Origin of the sequence: Pseudomonas sp. s4 (genome assembly GCF_046764235.1) — a bacterium.
GTDB classification, from domain to species: Bacteria; Pseudomonadota; Gammaproteobacteria; order Pseudomonadales; family Pseudomonadaceae; genus Aquipseudomonas; species Aquipseudomonas asiatica.
Map to the genome: position 1 here is coordinate 5,369,624 of NZ_CP177209.1, position 16,085 is coordinate 5,385,708.

Genomic DNA, 16,085 nt, shown 5'->3' on the forward strand with positions numbered 1-16,085 from the left:
ACATACCACTCTAACTATAGTCAGGATGTCACCTGAAGACCTATGCGAGGATCTAACCCATGAGCGACCACGACGAACGCCGCCGTTTCCAGCGCATCGATTTCGACGCCCCCACCGAGCTGCGCCAGGGCCTGCGACGCTGGCCTGCGAAGCTGCTGGACCTTTCACTCAAGGGTTTGCTGATCGAACGACCGGCCAACTGGGATGTCGACCTGACCCAGGACTTCGATGCCATCATTCACCTGGGCCCCGATGCACGCGTGCAGATGCAGGTTGAACTGCGCCATGAGGAACCAGACCGCCTGGGTTTCATCTGCTTGTACATCGACCTCGATTCGATGAGCCATCTGCACCGTCTTGTGGAATTGAACGTGGCCGACAGCACCGAAATGATGCGTGAGCTGCGCGAACTGATCGAATAATGAAATCTCTTAGCTAGCTAATCGCTTCCCCACCTTTTGTTTCCTGTCTACCCAGACAGCTTTAAGCCTGGGTAGCAGCGTTTTGTACACACCCCTCTAGCACAGCCTCTGACAAGTTGGTACGCCTTCTGCATTGAGCTCTCGCACACCTTGCGGGCGCTCTTGTGCGCGCTCCGATCAAAATATTGTATACAATTCTTGTGGCAATCATTTGTAGGAAGTGTCTACAGTAGCACCACAACAATAAACAGAGAGCCTGCTCCATGACTACGTCCCCTAGCACGTCTCCCGCCAAGCGCCCCGAGGATGAAAACCTCGGCCTTGGTGCCAACCTGGCCTATGGTCTGCAGCATGTGCTGACCATGTACGGGGGGATCGTCGCGGTACCCCTGATCCTGGGGCAGGCCGCGGGCCTGAACGGTGCCGAAATCGGCATGCTGATCGCCGCTTCGTTGTTTGCCGGTGGCCTGGCCACCCTGCTGCAAACCCTCGGTCTGCCGTTCTTCGGCTGCCAGTTGCCGCTGGTGCAGGGCGTTTCGTTCGCCGGTGTGGCAACCATGGGTGCAATCCTCAGCAGCGAGGGCGGCGGTGGCCTGCCGGGCGTGCTCGGTGCGGTCATGGCAGCATCGCTGATCGGCTTTCTGATCACCCCGGTGTTCTCGCGCATCACCAAGTTCTTCCCGCCGCTGGTGACCGGCATCGTCATCACCACCATCGGCCTGACCCTGATGCCCGTGGCCGCTCGCTGGGTGATGGGTGGCAACAGCGCCTCGCCGGAATTCGGCAGCGTGGCCAACATCGGCCTGGCGGCCCTGACCTTCGCCATCGTGCTGCTGCTGAGCAAGCTGGGCAGCGCGGCGATTTCACGCCTGTCGATCCTGCTGGCCATGGTGGTCGGCACCCTGATCGCCTGGGCGCTGGGCATGGCCGACTTCAGCAAGGTCACAGAGGGCCCGATGTTCGCCTTCCCCACGCCGTTCCATTTCGGCATGCCGGAATTCCACATCGCCGCGATCCTGTCGATGTGCATCGTGATCATGGTGACCTTGGTGGAAACCTCGGCCGACATCCTCGCCGTGGGTGAGATCATCGACACCAAGGTCGACTCCAAACGCCTGGGCAATGGCCTGCGCGCCGACATGGCATCGAGCATCCTGGCGCCAATCTTCGGCTCGTTCACCCAGAGCGCGTTCGCCCAGAACGTCGGCCTGGTAGCCGTGACCGGGGTCAAGAGCCGCTACGTGGTGGCCACCGGTGGCTTGATCCTGGTGGTGCTCGGCCTGCTGCCGATCATGGGCCGGGTGATTGCCGCAGTCCCTACTCCGGTACTGGGTGGCGCGGGCATCGTGCTGTTCGGCACCGTGGCAGCCAGCGGTATCCGCACCTTGTCCAAGGTCAGCTACAAGAACAACGTCAACCTGATCATCGTCGCTGCCTCGCTGGGCTTCGGCATGATCCCGATTGCCGCACCGACCTTCTACCACCACTTCCCGAACTGGTTCGAGACCATCTTCCACTCGGGCATCAGCTCGGCGGCGATCATGGCCATCCTGCTGAACCTGATCTTCAACCACTTCACCGCCGGCAACTCGGACCAGCAGTCGGTGTTTGCCGCCGCGTACGAGCGCACCATCCAGTACTCGGACATTTCAGCGCTGCGTGATGGCGACTACTTCAAGGATGGCAAGCTGTTCGATGCCGAGGGTAATGAGGTGCCGATGCTGGAACTGGACGAGCATGGCAATGAAACGGTCAGGCGCAGTGCGGTTGCCGAGCATTGACCGCTGACTGAGCGGTGAGGTGGGGGGCCGATGCGCATCGTCGGCCCCTTTTTCATTTACCTGTACCGGCCTCTTCGCGGGCGCGCCCGCTCCCACAGGGACTGCACAAGTTTCGGAGACTGAGGTGATCCTGTGGGAGCGGGCGTGCCCGCGAAGAGGCCGGTACAGGCGACAAACTATTCGAACAACGCATCCAGAGCCTGCTCCAGCCGGGTAACGGCAATCACCTGCAACCCGGCCGGAGCCTCTTTCGGGGCATTGCCCTTGGGCACGATGGCCCGCTTGAAACCATGCTTGGCGGCCTCCTTCAAACGCTCCTGACCACTGGGCACCGGCCGTACCTCGCCAGACAGGCCGATCTCGCCAAACACCAGCAGGCCATGGGCCAGGGGCCGGTTGCGCAGGCTGGACATCACCGCCGCCAGCAACGCCAGGTCAGAAGCGGTTTCCAGCACCTTCACCCCACCCACCACGTTGAGGAACACGTCCTGGTCATGGGTGGGAATACCGCCGTGGCGGTGCAGCACCGCCAGCAACATTGCCAGGCGATTCTGGTCAAGGCCCAAGGTCACCCGGCGCGGGTTGGCCAGGTGGCTGTCGTCGACCAGCGCCTGCACCTCCACCAGCATCGGCCGGGTGCCCTCCCAGGTCGCCATCACCACGCTGCCCGGTACTTCCTCCTGGGTGCGGTTGAGGAAGATCGCCGAGGGGTTGGACACCTCCTTCAGGCCCCGGTCGGTCATGCCGAACACACCCAGCTCGTTGACCGCGCCAAAGCGGTTCTTGACTGCCCGCAGCAGGCGCAGGCGGCCATCGGACTCGCCCTCGAAATACAGCACGGTGTCCACCATGTGCTCGAGTACCCGCGGGCCGGCCAGCGAACCTTCCTTGGTCACATGGCCGACCAGGAAGATCGCCGTGCCGCTCTGCTTGGCGTAGCGCACCAGCAACGCCGTGCTTTCGCGCACCTGGGCCACGCCGCCGGGTGCCGATTGCAGCTGCTCGGTGAAAATGGTCTGGATCGAGTCGATCACCATGACCCGCGGTTTCTCGACGCGGGCCGTGGCGATGATGGTCTCGATGCAGGTTTCGGTCATCACCTTGAGCTGGTCCTGGGGCAGGCCCAGGCGCCGGGAGCGCATGGCCACCTGCTGCTGCGACTCCTCGCCGGTCACATACAGCGCCGGCATGCCCACGGCAATGTTGCACAAGGTCTGCAGCAGGATGGTCGATTTGCCGATGCCGGGGTCACCACCGATCAACACCACCGAGCCATCCACCAGGCCACCGCCCAGCACGCGGTCCAGTTCGGTGCTGCTGGTGGTGAAGCGCGGGATCTCCTCGACGCTGACTTCGGCCAGGGTCTTGATCTGCGCCTGCTGCCCGGTCCAGCCCGCACGGCCGCTACTGGGCGCAGCGGCACCGCCGCTTTCGATCATGGTCTCGACCAGGGTGTTCCAGGCCCCGCATTCGCCACACTGGCCGGCCCATTTGGGGAAGGTCGCACCGCACTCGGTGCAGCCATACAAGCGCTTGGCCTTGGCCATGGCTGGGGTCTCCTGGAAAAAACCGCCATGATAGCCGAGCTGGACGTGCCTCGAACGCCTCGGGATGCGACAAAACTATTCGTTCTAACAGCGGTCTGTGGCCCTGAACACAACGCATGAAGCGTTTGAGTGGCTTACACTGCGTAAACCTTACCTTTTGTTACAAGGAACCAAACATGGGCATGATCAGTGAATTCAAGGCCTTCGCGGTCAAAGGCAATGTCGTCGACATGGCGGTTGGTATCATCATCGGCGCGGCCTTCGGCAAGATCGTCTCGTCTTTCGTCGGTGACGTGGTCATGCCGCCATTGGGCCTGTTGATCGGTGGCGTGGACTTCAGCGACCTGGCAATTACCCTGAAGGCTGCCGAAGGTGACGTTCCGGCGGTGATGCTGGCGTATGGCAAGTTCATCCAGACCGTGATCGACTTCCTGATCGTGGCCTTTGCCATCTTCATGGGGGTGAAGGCGATCAACCAGCTCAAGCGTGAAGAGGCCGTGGCGCCGACTGCACCGCCTGTGCCGACTGCAGAAGAGACCTTGCTGACCGAGATTCGCGACCTTCTCAAGGCGCAGAACCAGAACCGCTTGCCTTGAGATTGCCGGGGGCTGCCTTGCAGCCCTATCGCGACACAAGGCCGCTCCTACAAGGTTTTTGCATCTCCCAGGAATCGCGGTTCCTGTAGGAGCGGCCTTGTGTCGCGATGGGCCGCAAAGCGGCCCCAACGGCCTTACCAGTAGTTTTCCACAGCCACCTGCCCCGGCCGCTTGCTCAGGCTCAATTGCAGGTCGCGCGCCTTCAGTACCTTGCGCGTCTCATCAATCATCTCCGGGTTGCCACACAGCATCACCCGCGAATGTTCCGGCGACAGTTCCAGCCCCGCCGCCTTCTCCAGCTCGCCATTCTCGATCAGCGTGGTAATCCGCTGGTTCAACGCCCCTGGGTGCTGTTCACGGGTCACCACCGGAATGAACTGCAACTTGCCGGCGAATTCGGACAGGTAATCGCGCTGCTCCAGCCCGGCAATCTCGTCCACATAGGCCAGCTCTTTCGCTTCGCGCACCGAGTACACAAGCTTGATGTTGTCGAAACGCTCCCAGGCCTCGAAGTCCTGCAGGATCGACATGAACGGCGCAATACCAGTACCGGTCGCCAGCAACCACAGGTCACGGCCACCAACGAAGCGGTCGAGGGTAAGGAAGCCGAAGGCCTGGCGGTCGATCAGCAGGGTATCGCCTGCCCCCAGCCGGCTCAGTTCGCTGGTGAACTCCCCGCCTGGCACCACGATGGAGAAAAAATCGAGGTGCTCGTCATGGGGCGCGCTGACCATGGAATAAGCGCGCCACACCACACTGCCATCAGCCTTGGTCACACCCAGGCGGGCAAACTGGCCGGAACGGAAGCGGAACCCCGCATCGCGCGTAACCCGCAGGCTGAAGAGGTTCGGCGTGAGTGGCTGAACATCGAGCAGGGTCTGGCGGGTGAACTTTTCGGCGCTAGCGGTCATATCGGGCTCCAGGTTTGGCGTACGCACAGTGTCGCGCAAAGTGACGCGGATAAAAACCACTGCTTTGTAGGGCCTCGTCTGCGGCGATCCTGCCCAAGTCGCATCGGATCCTGACCGCTATAACAAAAAAATCTCAGCACATTGGTAGGTCTTTTCCTACAATCATGCGGGCACCCAAACGGACTGGACCTGAGGCTCTAGGAGTATTTCAGATGCGCCACTGGAAACCCGAGTATCTTCGTGCGTTCGACGCCGAACGCTGCCCACAGAAGTTGTTCGGCATGGCCGTACATATGGTGCAGGATCTGGGCATGGAGTACCTGGGGTTGAACATTCGCATCCAGATCGCTACGCAAACACCCCACCTGTTCCTGTACAGCAACTACCCCCAAGAATGGATCGAGCGCTACCAGCGCGATGACCTGCACAAGCAGGACCCGGCTGCCGATTTGAGCCACAAATCCACCATGCCTGTGCTATGGACCGATGACCTGTATCGCGGGGCTCCGCTATTTCGTGAAGCTGCCTGCCAGAGCGGTTTGCGCCATGGCTGGACGCAGTCATTGCATGACCAGCAGCACAACGAAAGCCAGATAAGCGTGGCCAGGTCCACCAGGCCCATCAGTATTGTCGAACTTTACAGAAAGGCCGGCAATGTGCAGTGGTTGAGTCACAAACTGCATGAGGTGATCAGCGCACATCACCTCACTGCACTATGCCCGCCGCAGCCGAAACTGAGCGAGCGGGAGCTGGAAGTGCTGAAATGGTCGGCCGCCGGCAAGACCGCCGCCGAGTGCGCCTGCATCCTGTCACTGTCGCAAAGCACGGTGAACTTCCATATCCGCAGTGTCATCACCAAGACCAACGCCGCCAACAAGGCCGGCGCCATCGCCATCGCCGTCATGCGTGGCTGGATCTGACCTTCAAACCTGCGACCTTGGGCAAAGCCCTGTAGAATCGCCCGGCAAAGCCCGGGGCGAACCGCAACGGGCAGTTTCGTACCCGAGCCAGACGCCATGCCCCTGTTGACCACCCCCTACGCCGAACTCGACCTGATCCGCCAGCCGGAACAGGCCAACGACCCGCTGCAGGCTTTCGATGCCGCCGACGAGTACCTGCTTGCGCAGCTGCACGAACAGGCCCCAGGGGCCGACTGCCGGGTGCTGGTGCTCAATGACAGCTTCGGCGCCCTGGCCGCCAGCCTGGCAGGCAAGCTGCAGGTGGTCAGCAGTGGCGATTCGCACCTGGCGCACCTGGCACTGGAAAAGAACCTGGCACGCAATGGCCTGCCGTTCGACAGCGTGCCGTTCGTGCCGGCCAGCGAACATTGGCAAGGCCCGTTCGACCGGGTACTGGTGCGCGTGCCCAAGACCCTGGCCCTGCTCGAAGAACAGCTGATCCGCCTGCAGGGCCACCTGGCACCCGGTGCGCAGGTGATTGCCGGGGCGATGATAAAGCACCTGCCACGGGCGGCCGGAGACCTGATGGAGAAGTACATCGGCCCGGTGCAAGCCTCGCTGGCGCAGAAAAAGGCCCGCTTGCTGACCGCGACGGTGGCCGAACGGCCGGTCGCCCGCTCGCCCTACCCTAGCCGCTACCGCCTCGACGCGCCGGCGTTGGAGCTGCTCAACCACGCCAACGTGTTCTGCCGGGAGGGGCTCGATATCGGCACGCGGGCGTTCCTGCCGCACCTGCCCCGCGAACTGGGCCGCGCGCGAGTGGCGGACCTGGGCTGCGGCAACGGCGTGCTGGCGATAGCCAGCGCCCTGGCCAACCCGGATGCCCAATACACCCTGGTCGACGAGTCGTACATGGCGGTGCAATCTGCGCGGGAGAACTGGCAGGCCGCGTTGGGCGAGCGCCCGGCGGTGTTCGAGGCAGCCGATGGGTTGGCGGGGGTAGAGAAGCAGTCGCTGGATGTGGTGCTGTGCAACCCGCCGTTCCACCAGCAGCAGGTGGTGGGCGATTTCCTCGCCTGGCGCATGTTCCAGCAGGCGCGTGAAGCGTTGGTGGTGGGTGGGGCGCTGTATATCGTGGGTAACCGGCACCTGGGCTATCACAGCAAGCTGGCGCGGTTGTTCCGGGGGGTGGAGCAGGTGGCGGCAACGCCCAAGTTCGTTATCCTGAAAGCCCGCAAGTAAGCCTGTACCGGCCCTATCACCGGCAAGCCAGCTCTCAAACAACACATGACTCATTGGTTCGGCGAGGTTCTGTAGGAGCAGCCTTGTGCTGCGAAGAGGCCGGTACTGACAAAGCCTGTCTGTTGCTTGTACCGGCCTCTTCGCAGCACAAGGCTGCTCCTACAAAGGCCGCGTCAAACGAGCGATATTTGTTCTCTGCGCGACAGCGCAGCCCAAAAGGGCTGGGTAATCTCCCACAGGTACTGCACTGCATTCAAGGACAGTGACTTACCTGTGGGAGCTGGCTTGCCGGCGATAGGGCCAGAGCAGGCTTACCTCAATGGGTGGTCAGCCCCGCAGCCCCCATGAACAGGCGCATCACGTAGGCCGCCACGCCCAGGGCCGCCACGCTCATCGCCCAGATCAGCAGCAGCCAGCCCAACCGCTGCCACAGGGGTTTCTTCTCCTCCAAGCCAGGCTTGCCGGTCATCATGCAGCCCTCCTAGTGATAGCCGTCTTCATGGGTCACCTTGCCGCGGAACACGTAGTAGCTCCAGAAGGTATACATGAGGATGAACGGCAGGATGAACAGTGTGCCCACCAGCATGAAGCCCTGGCTCTGCGGTGGCGCCGCGGCATCCCAGATCGAGATCGACGGCGGGATGATGTTCGGCCACAGGCTGATGCCCAGGCCGCTGTAGCCGAGGAAGATCAGCACCAACGTCAGCAGAAACGGCGTGTAGTGCGCATTGCGCGCCACCGCCTTTAGCAACCCGTAGAAGGTTACCAGCACCAGGATCGGCACCGGCATGAACCAGACCAGGTTAGGCATGCTGAACCAGCGCTCGGCGATCTGCGGGTAGGCGATCGGTGTCCACAGGCTGACAATGCCGATCACCACCAGCAGCACCAGCGCCAGCGGCCGGGCAATGTCGTGCATCTTCTGCTGCAGCGACCCTTCGGTCTTCATGATCAGCCAAGTGCAGCCCAGCAGGGTGTAGGCAACGATCAGCCCCAGGCCACAGAACAGGCTGAACGGGGTCAGCCAGTCAAGGGTGCCACCGGCGAAATGCCGGTCGACCACCTTGAAGCCTTCGAGGAACGCACCCAGCGCCACGCCCTGGAAGAAGGTGGCGATCAACGAGCCCCAGATGAACGCCTTGTCCCAGATGTGGCGCTTGTCGGCCTTGGCCTTGAAGCGGAACTCGAAGGCCACGCCGCGGAAGATCAGACCGATCAGCATCAGGATCAATGGCAGGTACAGGGCCTCCAGCACTACCGAGTAAGCCATCGGGAACGCCCCGAACAGCCCGGCACCGCCCAGCACCAGCCAGGTCTCGTTACCATCCCAAACGGGGGCGACGGTGTTCATCATCACATCACGGTCATGCTCGCCCTTGACGAACGGGAAGAGCATGCCGATCCCCAGGTCGAAACCATCCATCACCACGTACATCATGACGCCGAAGATGATGATCACGGCCCAGATCAGCGGAAGGTCGATACCCATGGCTCAGTTCCCCTTGCTCAGGCTGGCGGAGTTGGCCTCTCGGCCATCATCGGCGGCGGACAGCGGTCGCGCCGGCGTGCGTTTGGTGCCAGGGCCACCAGGGTTGTGCTCGTCTCCCTCACCGGTCCGCGGCCCTTTGCGCACCAGGCGCATCATGTAGCCAAGGCCGGTGCCGAACAGGGCGAAGTACACGACCACGAAGGCCACCAGGGTGAAGCCGAGCTGGGCGTAGCTATGGTTGGACACACCGTCTGCGGTGCGCATCAGGCCATACACCACCCAAGGCTGGCGGCCGATTTCGGTGGTGAACCAGCCGGCCAGCAGCGCGATCAACCCGGAAGGGCCCATCCACAGGGCCACGTACAGGAACGGCCGCGAGGTGTAAAGCGTGCCGCGCTTGCGCAGCCAGAGGCTCCACAGGCCGACGAAGATCATCAGGAAACCCAGCCCGACCATGATCCGGAACGACCAGAAGACGATGGTCGAGTTGGGCCGGTCTTCGGGCGGAAACTCCTTCATCGCCGGCACCTGCTTGTCCAGGCTGTGGGTCAGGATCAGGCTGCCGAGTGCCGGGATCTCGAGCTTGAAGCGGGTGGTTTCGGCCTGCATGTCGGGGATGCCGAACAAGATCAGCGGGGTCGGCTCGCCGGGCACGTTCTCCCAGTGGCCTTCGATCGCGGCAATTTTCACCGGCTGGTGCTTGAGAGTGTTCAGGCCATGGAAGTCACCGATCACCGCCTGGATCGGGGCGACGATCAGCGCCATCCACATGGCCATCGACAGCATCTTGCGCACGGCCGGGTTGTCACGCCCGCGCAGCAGGTGCCAGGCCGCCGAGGCACCGACGAAGAACGCGGTGGAAACGAACGCGGCAGTGGCCATGTGCATCAGGCGGTAGGGGAACGAGGGGTTGAATACCACTGCCAGCCAGTCCACCGGCACAACCCGGCCGTCGATGATCTCGTGACCTTGCGGGGTCTGCATCCAACTGTTGGAGGCGAGGATCCAGAAGGTCGAGACCAAGGTGCCGAGCGCCACCATCACCGTGGAGAAGAAGTGCAGGCCACGGCCGACACGGTTCCAGCCAAACAGCATGACCCCCAGGAAGCCAGCCTCGAGGAAGAACGCGGTCAATACCTCGTAGGTGAGCAGCGGGCCGGTGATAGCGCCGGCGAAGTCTGAGAAACGACTCCAGTTGGTACCGAACTGGTAGGCCATGACCAGGCCGGAGACCACCCCCATGCCGAAGTTGACGGCGAAGATTTTCGACCAGAAGTGATAGAGGTCACGGTAGACCTGGTTGTTGGTCCGCAGCCAGAGGCCTTCGAGGACTGCCAGGTAGCTCGCCAGGCCAATGGTGATGGCCGGGAACAGGATATGGAACGACACGGTAAAGGCAAACTGCATTCGGGCGAGCTCTAAGGCCTCTATTCCGAACATGGTGCTTCCTCTTCAGATAATCCGGCGTCCGGGCCGCTGGCCCCGTCGCCCACTGCCCCCACGGTAGTCGAGTGCGGCGCGTTGGAATTGTTCTGTTCGATCGCAGGGATTTCGGCCCAAGGGCCCGATCGTTACATCTGGAACGATTGACCCAGATCAACGATTGCTAGGAAGCATAGTCCTGAATGGCCCGCCGGGCCGTGTGGTTGATTGCCGCGTGACCGGTTGCCCCACCCCCTTTCATGAGACGAGAAAAAGTGCCGTCCCCGGCAAACAGTAACTGTTTGTTACAAACAGATGATACGCTGCGCCCCCCTCTACTGCGCCGAGGCCCCTGGTTTCCGATGTCCGATTCCGCACCGCAGTTGCTGCGTCACCACCGCCCTTTCCTGGCCTTCTGGCTGGCCCGCGTGTTCACCGCCAGCGGCTTCCAGATGCTCACCGTGGCCATTGGCTGGCACCTCTACCAGCTGACCGGCAATGTGCTGGACCTGGGCCTGGTCGGCCTGGTCGAATTCGCCCCACGGGTGCTGTTCATGCTGCACACCGGGCATGTCGCCGACCGCTATGACCGGCGCAAGGTCGCTGCGCTGTGCCAGAGCCTGCAGGGGCTGATAGCCCTGGCATTGGCGCTGGGCAGTGCCACCGACAACGTTACCCGCGAGCTGATCTTTGCTCTTGCCTTCCTGCTCGGTGCCACGCGTTCGTTCGAAATGCCGGCGACCCAGGCGCTGCTGCCCAACGTGGTACCAGCCGGGCTCTTCCCACGCGCGGTGGCGGCTTCGGCATCGGCCACCCAATCGGCAACCATCGTGGCGCCGGCGGTAGGCGGCTTCCTGTATGCCTTCGGCAGCATCTGGGTATACGGCCCCACCGTGGCCCTTTACGCCATCGCCTGCGTGCTGACCCTGAGCCTGCAGGCACGCGGCCAGGTGGCACAGCGCGGGCGCGCCAGCATCGAATCGTTGCTGGCCGGCATCCGCTTCATCCGCAGCCGGCCCGACATCCTCGGCGCCATCTCGCTGGACCTGTTCGCCGTACTGCTGGGTGGGGCCACCGCGCTGCTGCCCGTGTTCGCCAAGGACATCCTGCTGACCGGCCCGCTGGGCCTCGGCCTGCTGCGCTCTGCGCCAGCGGTGGGGGCGTTGCTGATGTCGCTGTGGCTGGCGCGCTTCCCGTTCGAGCGCAACGTGGGGCGGACCATGTTCACGGCAGTGGGCGTGTTCGGCGTGGCGACCATTGCCTTCGGCCTGTCTACCTCGTTCTGGTTCTCGCTGGCAGTGCTGGTGGTGCTGGGCGCGGCGGACATGATCAGCATGGTCATCCGCGGCGCTTTCGTGCAATTGGAGACGCCGGATGAAATGCGCGGGCGGGTGAGTGCGGTGAACGGCTTGTTCATTGGTGCCTCGAATCAGCTCGGCGAGTTCGAATCGGGGGTGACCGCGCACTGGTTTGGCACAGTGCCGGCGGTGGTGCTGGGTGGGGTGGGCACTTTGTTGGTGACTGGGGTGTGGATAAAGCTGTTCCCGACACTGGCCAAGCGAGATCGATTGCATAACGGTTGATCGTAGGCCTGTTCTGGCCCTATCGCCGGCAAGCCAGCTCCCACAGGTACACCACAGTTTCCGAACCCTGTGCAGTACTTGTGGGAGCTGGCTTGCCGGCGATAGGGCCGGTACAGGCTATAGAGAACCCATTCCCCAACGGCCATAGGCCCCCGCCGAGCATGCTGGTATGATGCGCGGCTTTTTTCCGCCCCACACAAAACCACGGCAACCGGTACGGTCTGTGCTTTGCTGATGGGGTCGATATATTCATGGCGCCGGGGGCGCCTTGGGGAGCGGGCATGCTGGAAAGGCTGTTTCAACTAAAAGCACACAACACCAATGTGCGCACCGAGATTCTCGCGGGCGTCACCACCTTCCTGGCCATGGCCTACATCCTGTTCGTCAACCCGAGCATCCTCGGCGAGACCGGCATGGACAAGGGCGCGATCTTCGTCGCCACCTGCCTGGCCGCGGCCATCGGCTCGGTGACCATGGGCCTGATCGCCAACTACCCGATCGCCCTGGCGCCGGGCATGGGCCTGAACGCGTTCTTCACCTACACCGTGGTCCTGCACATGGGCCACACCTGGCAGGTGGCACTGGGTGCGGTGTTCCTGTCGGCGGTGATGTTCTTCCTGCTGTCGATCTTCCGCATCCGCGAATGGATCGTGAACAGCATCCCGCTGCCGCTGCGTTCGGCCATTGCCGCGGGTATCGGCCTGTTCCTGGCACTGATCGCCCTGCATAACGCAGGCATCGTCGTCGATAACCCAGCCACCCTGGTGGGCCTGGGCGACCTCAAGCAGCCGGCACCGATCCTCGCCACCCTGGGCTTCTTCCTGATCGTCGGCCTTGAGTCGCTGAAAGTGCGCGGTGCCGTGCTGATCGGCATTCTCGCCGTAACCATCGCCTCGATCCTGATGGGCGTGACGCCCTTCGGCGGCGTGGTCTCCATGCCGCCTTCGCTGGCCCCGACCTTCCTGCAACTGGACATCGCCGGCGCGCTGGACGTGGGCCTGGTCAGCGTGATCTTCGCCTTCCTGTTCGTCGACCTGTTCGACAACTCCGGCACCCTGATCGGTGTGGCCAAGCGCGCCGGGCTGATGGGCAAGGACGGCCACATGCCGAAAATGGGCCGTGCCCTGATCGCCGACAGTACCGCCGCCATGGCCGGTTCCCTGCTGGGCACCTCGACCACTACCAGCTACATCGAATCTGCCGCGGGCGTGAGCGCCGGTGGCCGCACCGGCCTGACCGCCATCGTGGTCGCCGTGCTGTTCCTGCTGGCGCTGTTCTTCGCCCCGCTGGCCGGTAGCGTGCCGGCCTTCGCCACCGCCCCGGCGCTGCTGTTCGTCGCGGTGCTGATGGCCTCGGGCCTGGCAGAAATAAACTGGGACGATGTCACCGAAGCCGCACCGGTGGTGGTGACCGCCCTGGCCATGCCGCTGACCTACTCGATCGCCAACGGCATCGCCTTCGGCTTCATTTCCTGGACCGCCGTCAAGCTGATCTCCGGCCGCCACCGCGACCTGAACCCGGCCCTGGTGATCCTTTCCATCCTGTTCGTCATCAAGCTGGGCTGGTTCAACGCATGAGTGCTGCTTTCGACCCCTCCTCCTACACCACCCAGCTGGACGCCAAGGTGGCCCGGCTGCGCGAGCTGCTGGCGCCGTTCGGCGCGCCGGAGCCGGCTGTTTTCGACTCGCCGCGCGAGCATTACCGCCTGCGCGCCGAATTCCGCCTGTGGCGCGAGGATGGCCAGCGCCACTACGCCATGTTCGCCCCGGGCGAGAAGCACAAGGCGATCCTGATCGAGGACTTCCCTATCGCCAGCCAGCGCATCAATGCACTGATGCCGCGCCTGAAGGCGGCCTGGCAGGCCAGCGAGGAGCTGGGCAACCGCCTGTTCCAGGTGGAGTTCCTCACCACCCTGGCTGGCGATGCCATGGTCACCCTGTGCTACCACCGCCCGCTGGACGAGGCGTGGGAAACGGCCGCACGGCAGCTGGCCGAAGACCTGGGCGTCAGCATTATCGGCCGCTCCAAGGGCAAACGCCTGGTCATCGGCCGAGACTACGCGGTGGAAAAACTCGAAGTCGCTGGCCGTGTGTTCAGCTACCGCCAGCCGGAAGGCGCGTTCACCCAGCCCAACGGCGCGGTGAACCAGAAGATGCTGAGCTGGGCCTTCGAGGCCATGGGCGAACGCAAGGACGACCTTCTGGAGCTTTACTGCGGCAACGGCAACTTCACCCTGCCGCTGGCCACCCGCGTGCGCCAGGTGCTGGCCACGGAAATCAGCAAGACCTCGGTCAATGCCGCGCTGAGCAACCTCGACGAGAACGCTGTAGATAACGTGCGGCTGGTGCGCCTGTCGGCAGAAGAGCTGACCCAGGCGCTGAATGAGGTGCGGCCGTTCCGCCGGCTGGAAGGCATCGACCTTAAGAGCTACGAGTTCGGTACGGTGTTCGTCGACCCGCCGCGGGCGGGGATGGACCCGGATACCTGCGAGCTGACCCGGCGTTTCGAGCGGATCCTGTACATCTCGTGCAACCCGGAGACGCTGGCGGCGAACATTGCCCAGCTGCAGGACACTCACCGCATCGAGCGGTGTGCGTTGTTTGACCAGTTCCCGTATACCCACCATATGGAGAGTGGGGTTTTGCTGGTTCGGCGCTGACCTTCAGATCGCCGGGGCTGCTTTGCAGCCCATCGCGACACAAGGCCGCTCCTACAGGAGGAACGCGATTCCCTGTAGGAGCGGCCTTGTGTCGCGATGGGCCGCAAAGCGGCCCCCGAGGTCCAACTCAGAAGTCGAAGAACACCGTCTCCCCTTCCCCCTGAATACGGATATCGAAGCGATATGCCGTCTTCCCGTCCACCTCGCAACGCTTGGCCACCAGGGTCTCGCGCCGCTGCGGCTGCTCGATCAGGTTGAGCACCGGGCACTTGGCATTGGCCTCGGCCTCGTCATCGAAATACAGCCGCGTGTGCAGGTGGATGTTGATCCCCCGGGCAAACAGGCTGATGTTGATGTGCGGCGCCATCGGCACGCCCGCAGCGTTGTTCACCACACCCGGCTTGACCGTGTGCAGGGTCCATTCACCTGCATCGAAGGTGGTGGCAGTGCGGCCAAAGCTGTTGAAGGCGTTTTCCAGGTTGTAGGCATCCTGGTACTCGCCGTTGGCATCGGCTTGCCACACTTCCAGGAACGAATCGCGCACCAGGTGGCCGTTACCGTCATACACCTGGCCGATCAGCAGGATGTGCTCGCCCGGCGCGTCCGGCTTGGCCAGGCGGTTCCAGATTTCCTGGTCGCGGGTCGGGTTGCCGGCCGCTTCCAGGGCCAGGCCGATGTGTACGTAGGGGCCGGCGGTCTGCGAAGGGGTTTCCGGCAGCAGTTCGATTGGCATGGCGGGGTCCTCAGCAGTTTTCGAAGTGGGTCTTGCGCTGGCCGCGCAGCACGATGTCGAAGCGGTAGGCCAGGCAGTCCATCGGGTTGGCGTTGCTCATGTCGAGCTTGGCGATCAACTGCTGCACGGCTTGCGGGTTGGCGATCGACTTGACGATCGGGCACATCGGGATCAGCGGGTCACCCTCGAAGTACAGCTGGGTAATCAGCTTGGTGGCGATCGACGGGCCGCTGATGGCGAAGTGGATGTGCGCCGGGCGCCAGTCGTTCGGGCCGTTGCGCCATGGGTACGGGCCCGGTTTGATGGTGCGGAAGCTGTAGTAGCCATCACGGTCGGTCAGGCAGCGGCCGACGCCACCGAAGTTCGGGTCCAGCGGCGCCAGGTAGCGGTCGTTCTTGTGACGGTAGCGGCCGCCGGCGTTGGCTTGCCACATTTCCACCAGGGTGTTCGGCACAGGCTTGCCGTACTGGTCGACGACACGGCCGGCAACGATGATGCGCTCGCCGATCGGCAAGCCGCCGTTGTTGAAGTTCAGCAGCAGGTCATGGTCATGGGCGCCGAAGCCCAGGTGGGAAAAGTCCGGGCCGGTAGTTTCGCTGATCGACTGCGGGATGCTGACCAGTGCCTGGCGTGGCGAACGGGCAATGGACGTCTTGTAGTCAGGCGTAAGAGCTTTCGGGTGCCAGTTGCGATCACGGATCACGAAGCGGCTGTTGTCCTGGGCGGGCATGCCGGTTTCCTCTCTTGGAATTATGGAAATGCGCGGGGGGATTATTTGAAACCCTGTCGCGGGCAAGCCCG

Annotated in this window: 15 protein-coding genes; 8 read left to right on the plus strand and 7 right to left on the minus strand. The window is 63.1% G+C overall.

Features of this window, described 5'->3' with window-relative positions; all coding sequences use genetic code 11:
* The first annotated feature begins 59 nt into the window (after nt 1-59).
* Complete coding sequence (locus ACK56M_RS24915) at nt 60-422, plus strand: PilZ domain-containing protein (protein WP_013974212.1); 363 nt, start codon at nt 60-62, stop codon at nt 420-422.
* A gap of 263 nt (nt 423-685) precedes the next feature.
* Nucleotides 686-2,203, plus strand: a complete 1,518-nt coding sequence (locus ACK56M_RS24920) for a nucleobase:cation symporter-2 family protein (RefSeq protein WP_013974213.1) — start codon at nt 686-688, stop codon at nt 2,201-2,203.
* 176 nt (nt 2,204-2,379) lie between these two features.
* Here ACK56M_RS24920 and radA read toward each other — a convergent pair whose 3' ends face one another.
* A complete protein-coding gene (gene radA / locus ACK56M_RS24925; protein ID WP_003251626.1) occupies nt 2,380-3,750 on the minus strand; it encodes a DNA repair protein RadA in 1,371 nt (456 codons plus the stop codon).
* 176 nt (nt 3,751-3,926) lie between these two features.
* On the opposite strand from radA, the gene mscL reads away from it, so the two are divergent.
* Nucleotides 3,927-4,346 (plus strand): large-conductance mechanosensitive channel protein MscL, encoded by a 420-nt coding sequence (gene mscL / locus ACK56M_RS24930; protein WP_015271796.1) that lies wholly within the window; start codon nt 3,927-3,929, stop codon nt 4,344-4,346.
* Nucleotides 4,347-4,480: 134 nt separating this feature from the next.
* Here mscL and ACK56M_RS24935 read toward each other — a convergent pair whose 3' ends face one another.
* Complete coding sequence (locus tag ACK56M_RS24935) at nt 4,481-5,257, minus strand: ferredoxin--NADP reductase (RefSeq protein WP_015271797.1); 777 nt, start codon at nt 5,255-5,257, stop codon at nt 4,481-4,483.
* A 212-nt stretch (nt 5,258-5,469) separates the two neighbouring features.
* Here ACK56M_RS24935 and ACK56M_RS24940 point away from each other — a divergent pair, with 212 nt between their 5' ends.
* Complete coding sequence (locus tag ACK56M_RS24940) at nt 5,470-6,177, plus strand: autoinducer binding domain-containing protein (protein WP_015271798.1); 708 nt, start codon at nt 5,470-5,472, stop codon at nt 6,175-6,177.
* 96 nt (nt 6,178-6,273) lie between these two features.
* Nucleotides 6,274-7,398: a methyltransferase gene (locus tag ACK56M_RS24945; protein ID WP_015271799.1), complete on the plus strand. Its 1,125-nt coding sequence runs from the start codon at nt 6,274-6,276 to the stop codon at nt 7,396-7,398.
* Nucleotides 7,399-7,714: 316 nt separating this feature from the next.
* Here ACK56M_RS24945 and ACK56M_RS24950 read toward each other — a convergent pair whose 3' ends face one another.
* The 3 genes from ACK56M_RS24950 to ACK56M_RS24960 are packed head-to-tail and all read right to left on the minus strand — an operon-like array spanning nt 7,715 to nt 10,327.
* On the minus strand, nt 7,715-7,870 hold the full coding sequence (locus ACK56M_RS24950) for a DUF2474 domain-containing protein (protein WP_013974218.1): 156 nt from the start codon (nt 7,868-7,870) through the stop codon (nt 7,715-7,717).
* Between the two features lie 9 nt (nt 7,871-7,879).
* Nucleotides 7,880-8,887 carry a cytochrome d ubiquinol oxidase subunit II gene (gene cydB, locus ACK56M_RS24955; protein WP_013974219.1) on the minus strand — a complete coding sequence of 336 codons (1,008 nt, stop codon included), beginning with the start codon at nt 8,885-8,887 and terminating at the stop codon, nt 7,880-7,882.
* A 3-nt stretch (nt 8,888-8,890) separates the two neighbouring features.
* Complete coding sequence (locus ACK56M_RS24960) at nt 8,891-10,327, minus strand: cytochrome ubiquinol oxidase subunit I (RefSeq protein ID WP_015271801.1); 1,437 nt, start codon at nt 10,325-10,327, stop codon at nt 8,891-8,893.
* Nucleotides 10,328-10,671: 344 nt separating this feature from the next.
* Here ACK56M_RS24960 and ACK56M_RS24965 point away from each other — a divergent pair, with 344 nt between their 5' ends.
* The 3 genes from ACK56M_RS24965 (at nt 10,672) to trmA (ending at nt 14,551) form a co-directional block, all read left to right on the plus strand.
* Nucleotides 10,672-11,892, plus strand: a complete 1,221-nt coding sequence (locus tag ACK56M_RS24965) for an MFS transporter (protein ID WP_411959122.1) — start codon at nt 10,672-10,674, stop codon at nt 11,890-11,892.
* 281 nt (nt 11,893-12,173) lie between these two features.
* The gene (locus ACK56M_RS24970; RefSeq protein WP_015271803.1) at nt 12,174-13,469 is read left to right on the plus strand and encodes an NCS2 family permease; all 1,296 of its coding nucleotides are present in this window, start codon (nt 12,174-12,176) and stop codon (nt 13,467-13,469) included.
* Nucleotides 13,466-14,551, plus strand: coding sequence for a tRNA (uridine(54)-C5)-methyltransferase TrmA (gene trmA / locus ACK56M_RS24975; protein WP_015271804.1), 1,086 nt, complete (start codon nt 13,466-13,468; stop codon nt 14,549-14,551). Before ACK56M_RS24970 ends, trmA begins: the two co-directional genes overlap by 4 nt.
* 127 nt (nt 14,552-14,678) lie before the next feature.
* On the opposite strand, the gene pcaG is transcribed toward trmA, so the two are convergent.
* Nucleotides 14,679-15,284 (minus strand): protocatechuate 3,4-dioxygenase subunit alpha, encoded by a 606-nt coding sequence (pcaG, locus tag ACK56M_RS24980; RefSeq protein WP_015271805.1) that lies wholly within the window; start codon nt 15,282-15,284, stop codon nt 14,679-14,681.
* A gap of 10 nt (nt 15,285-15,294) precedes the next feature.
* Nucleotides 15,295-16,014, minus strand: coding sequence for a protocatechuate 3,4-dioxygenase subunit beta (gene pcaH / locus ACK56M_RS24985; protein WP_003251597.1), 720 nt, complete (start codon nt 16,012-16,014; stop codon nt 15,295-15,297).
* Between the last annotated feature and the right edge of the window lie 71 nt (nt 16,015-16,085).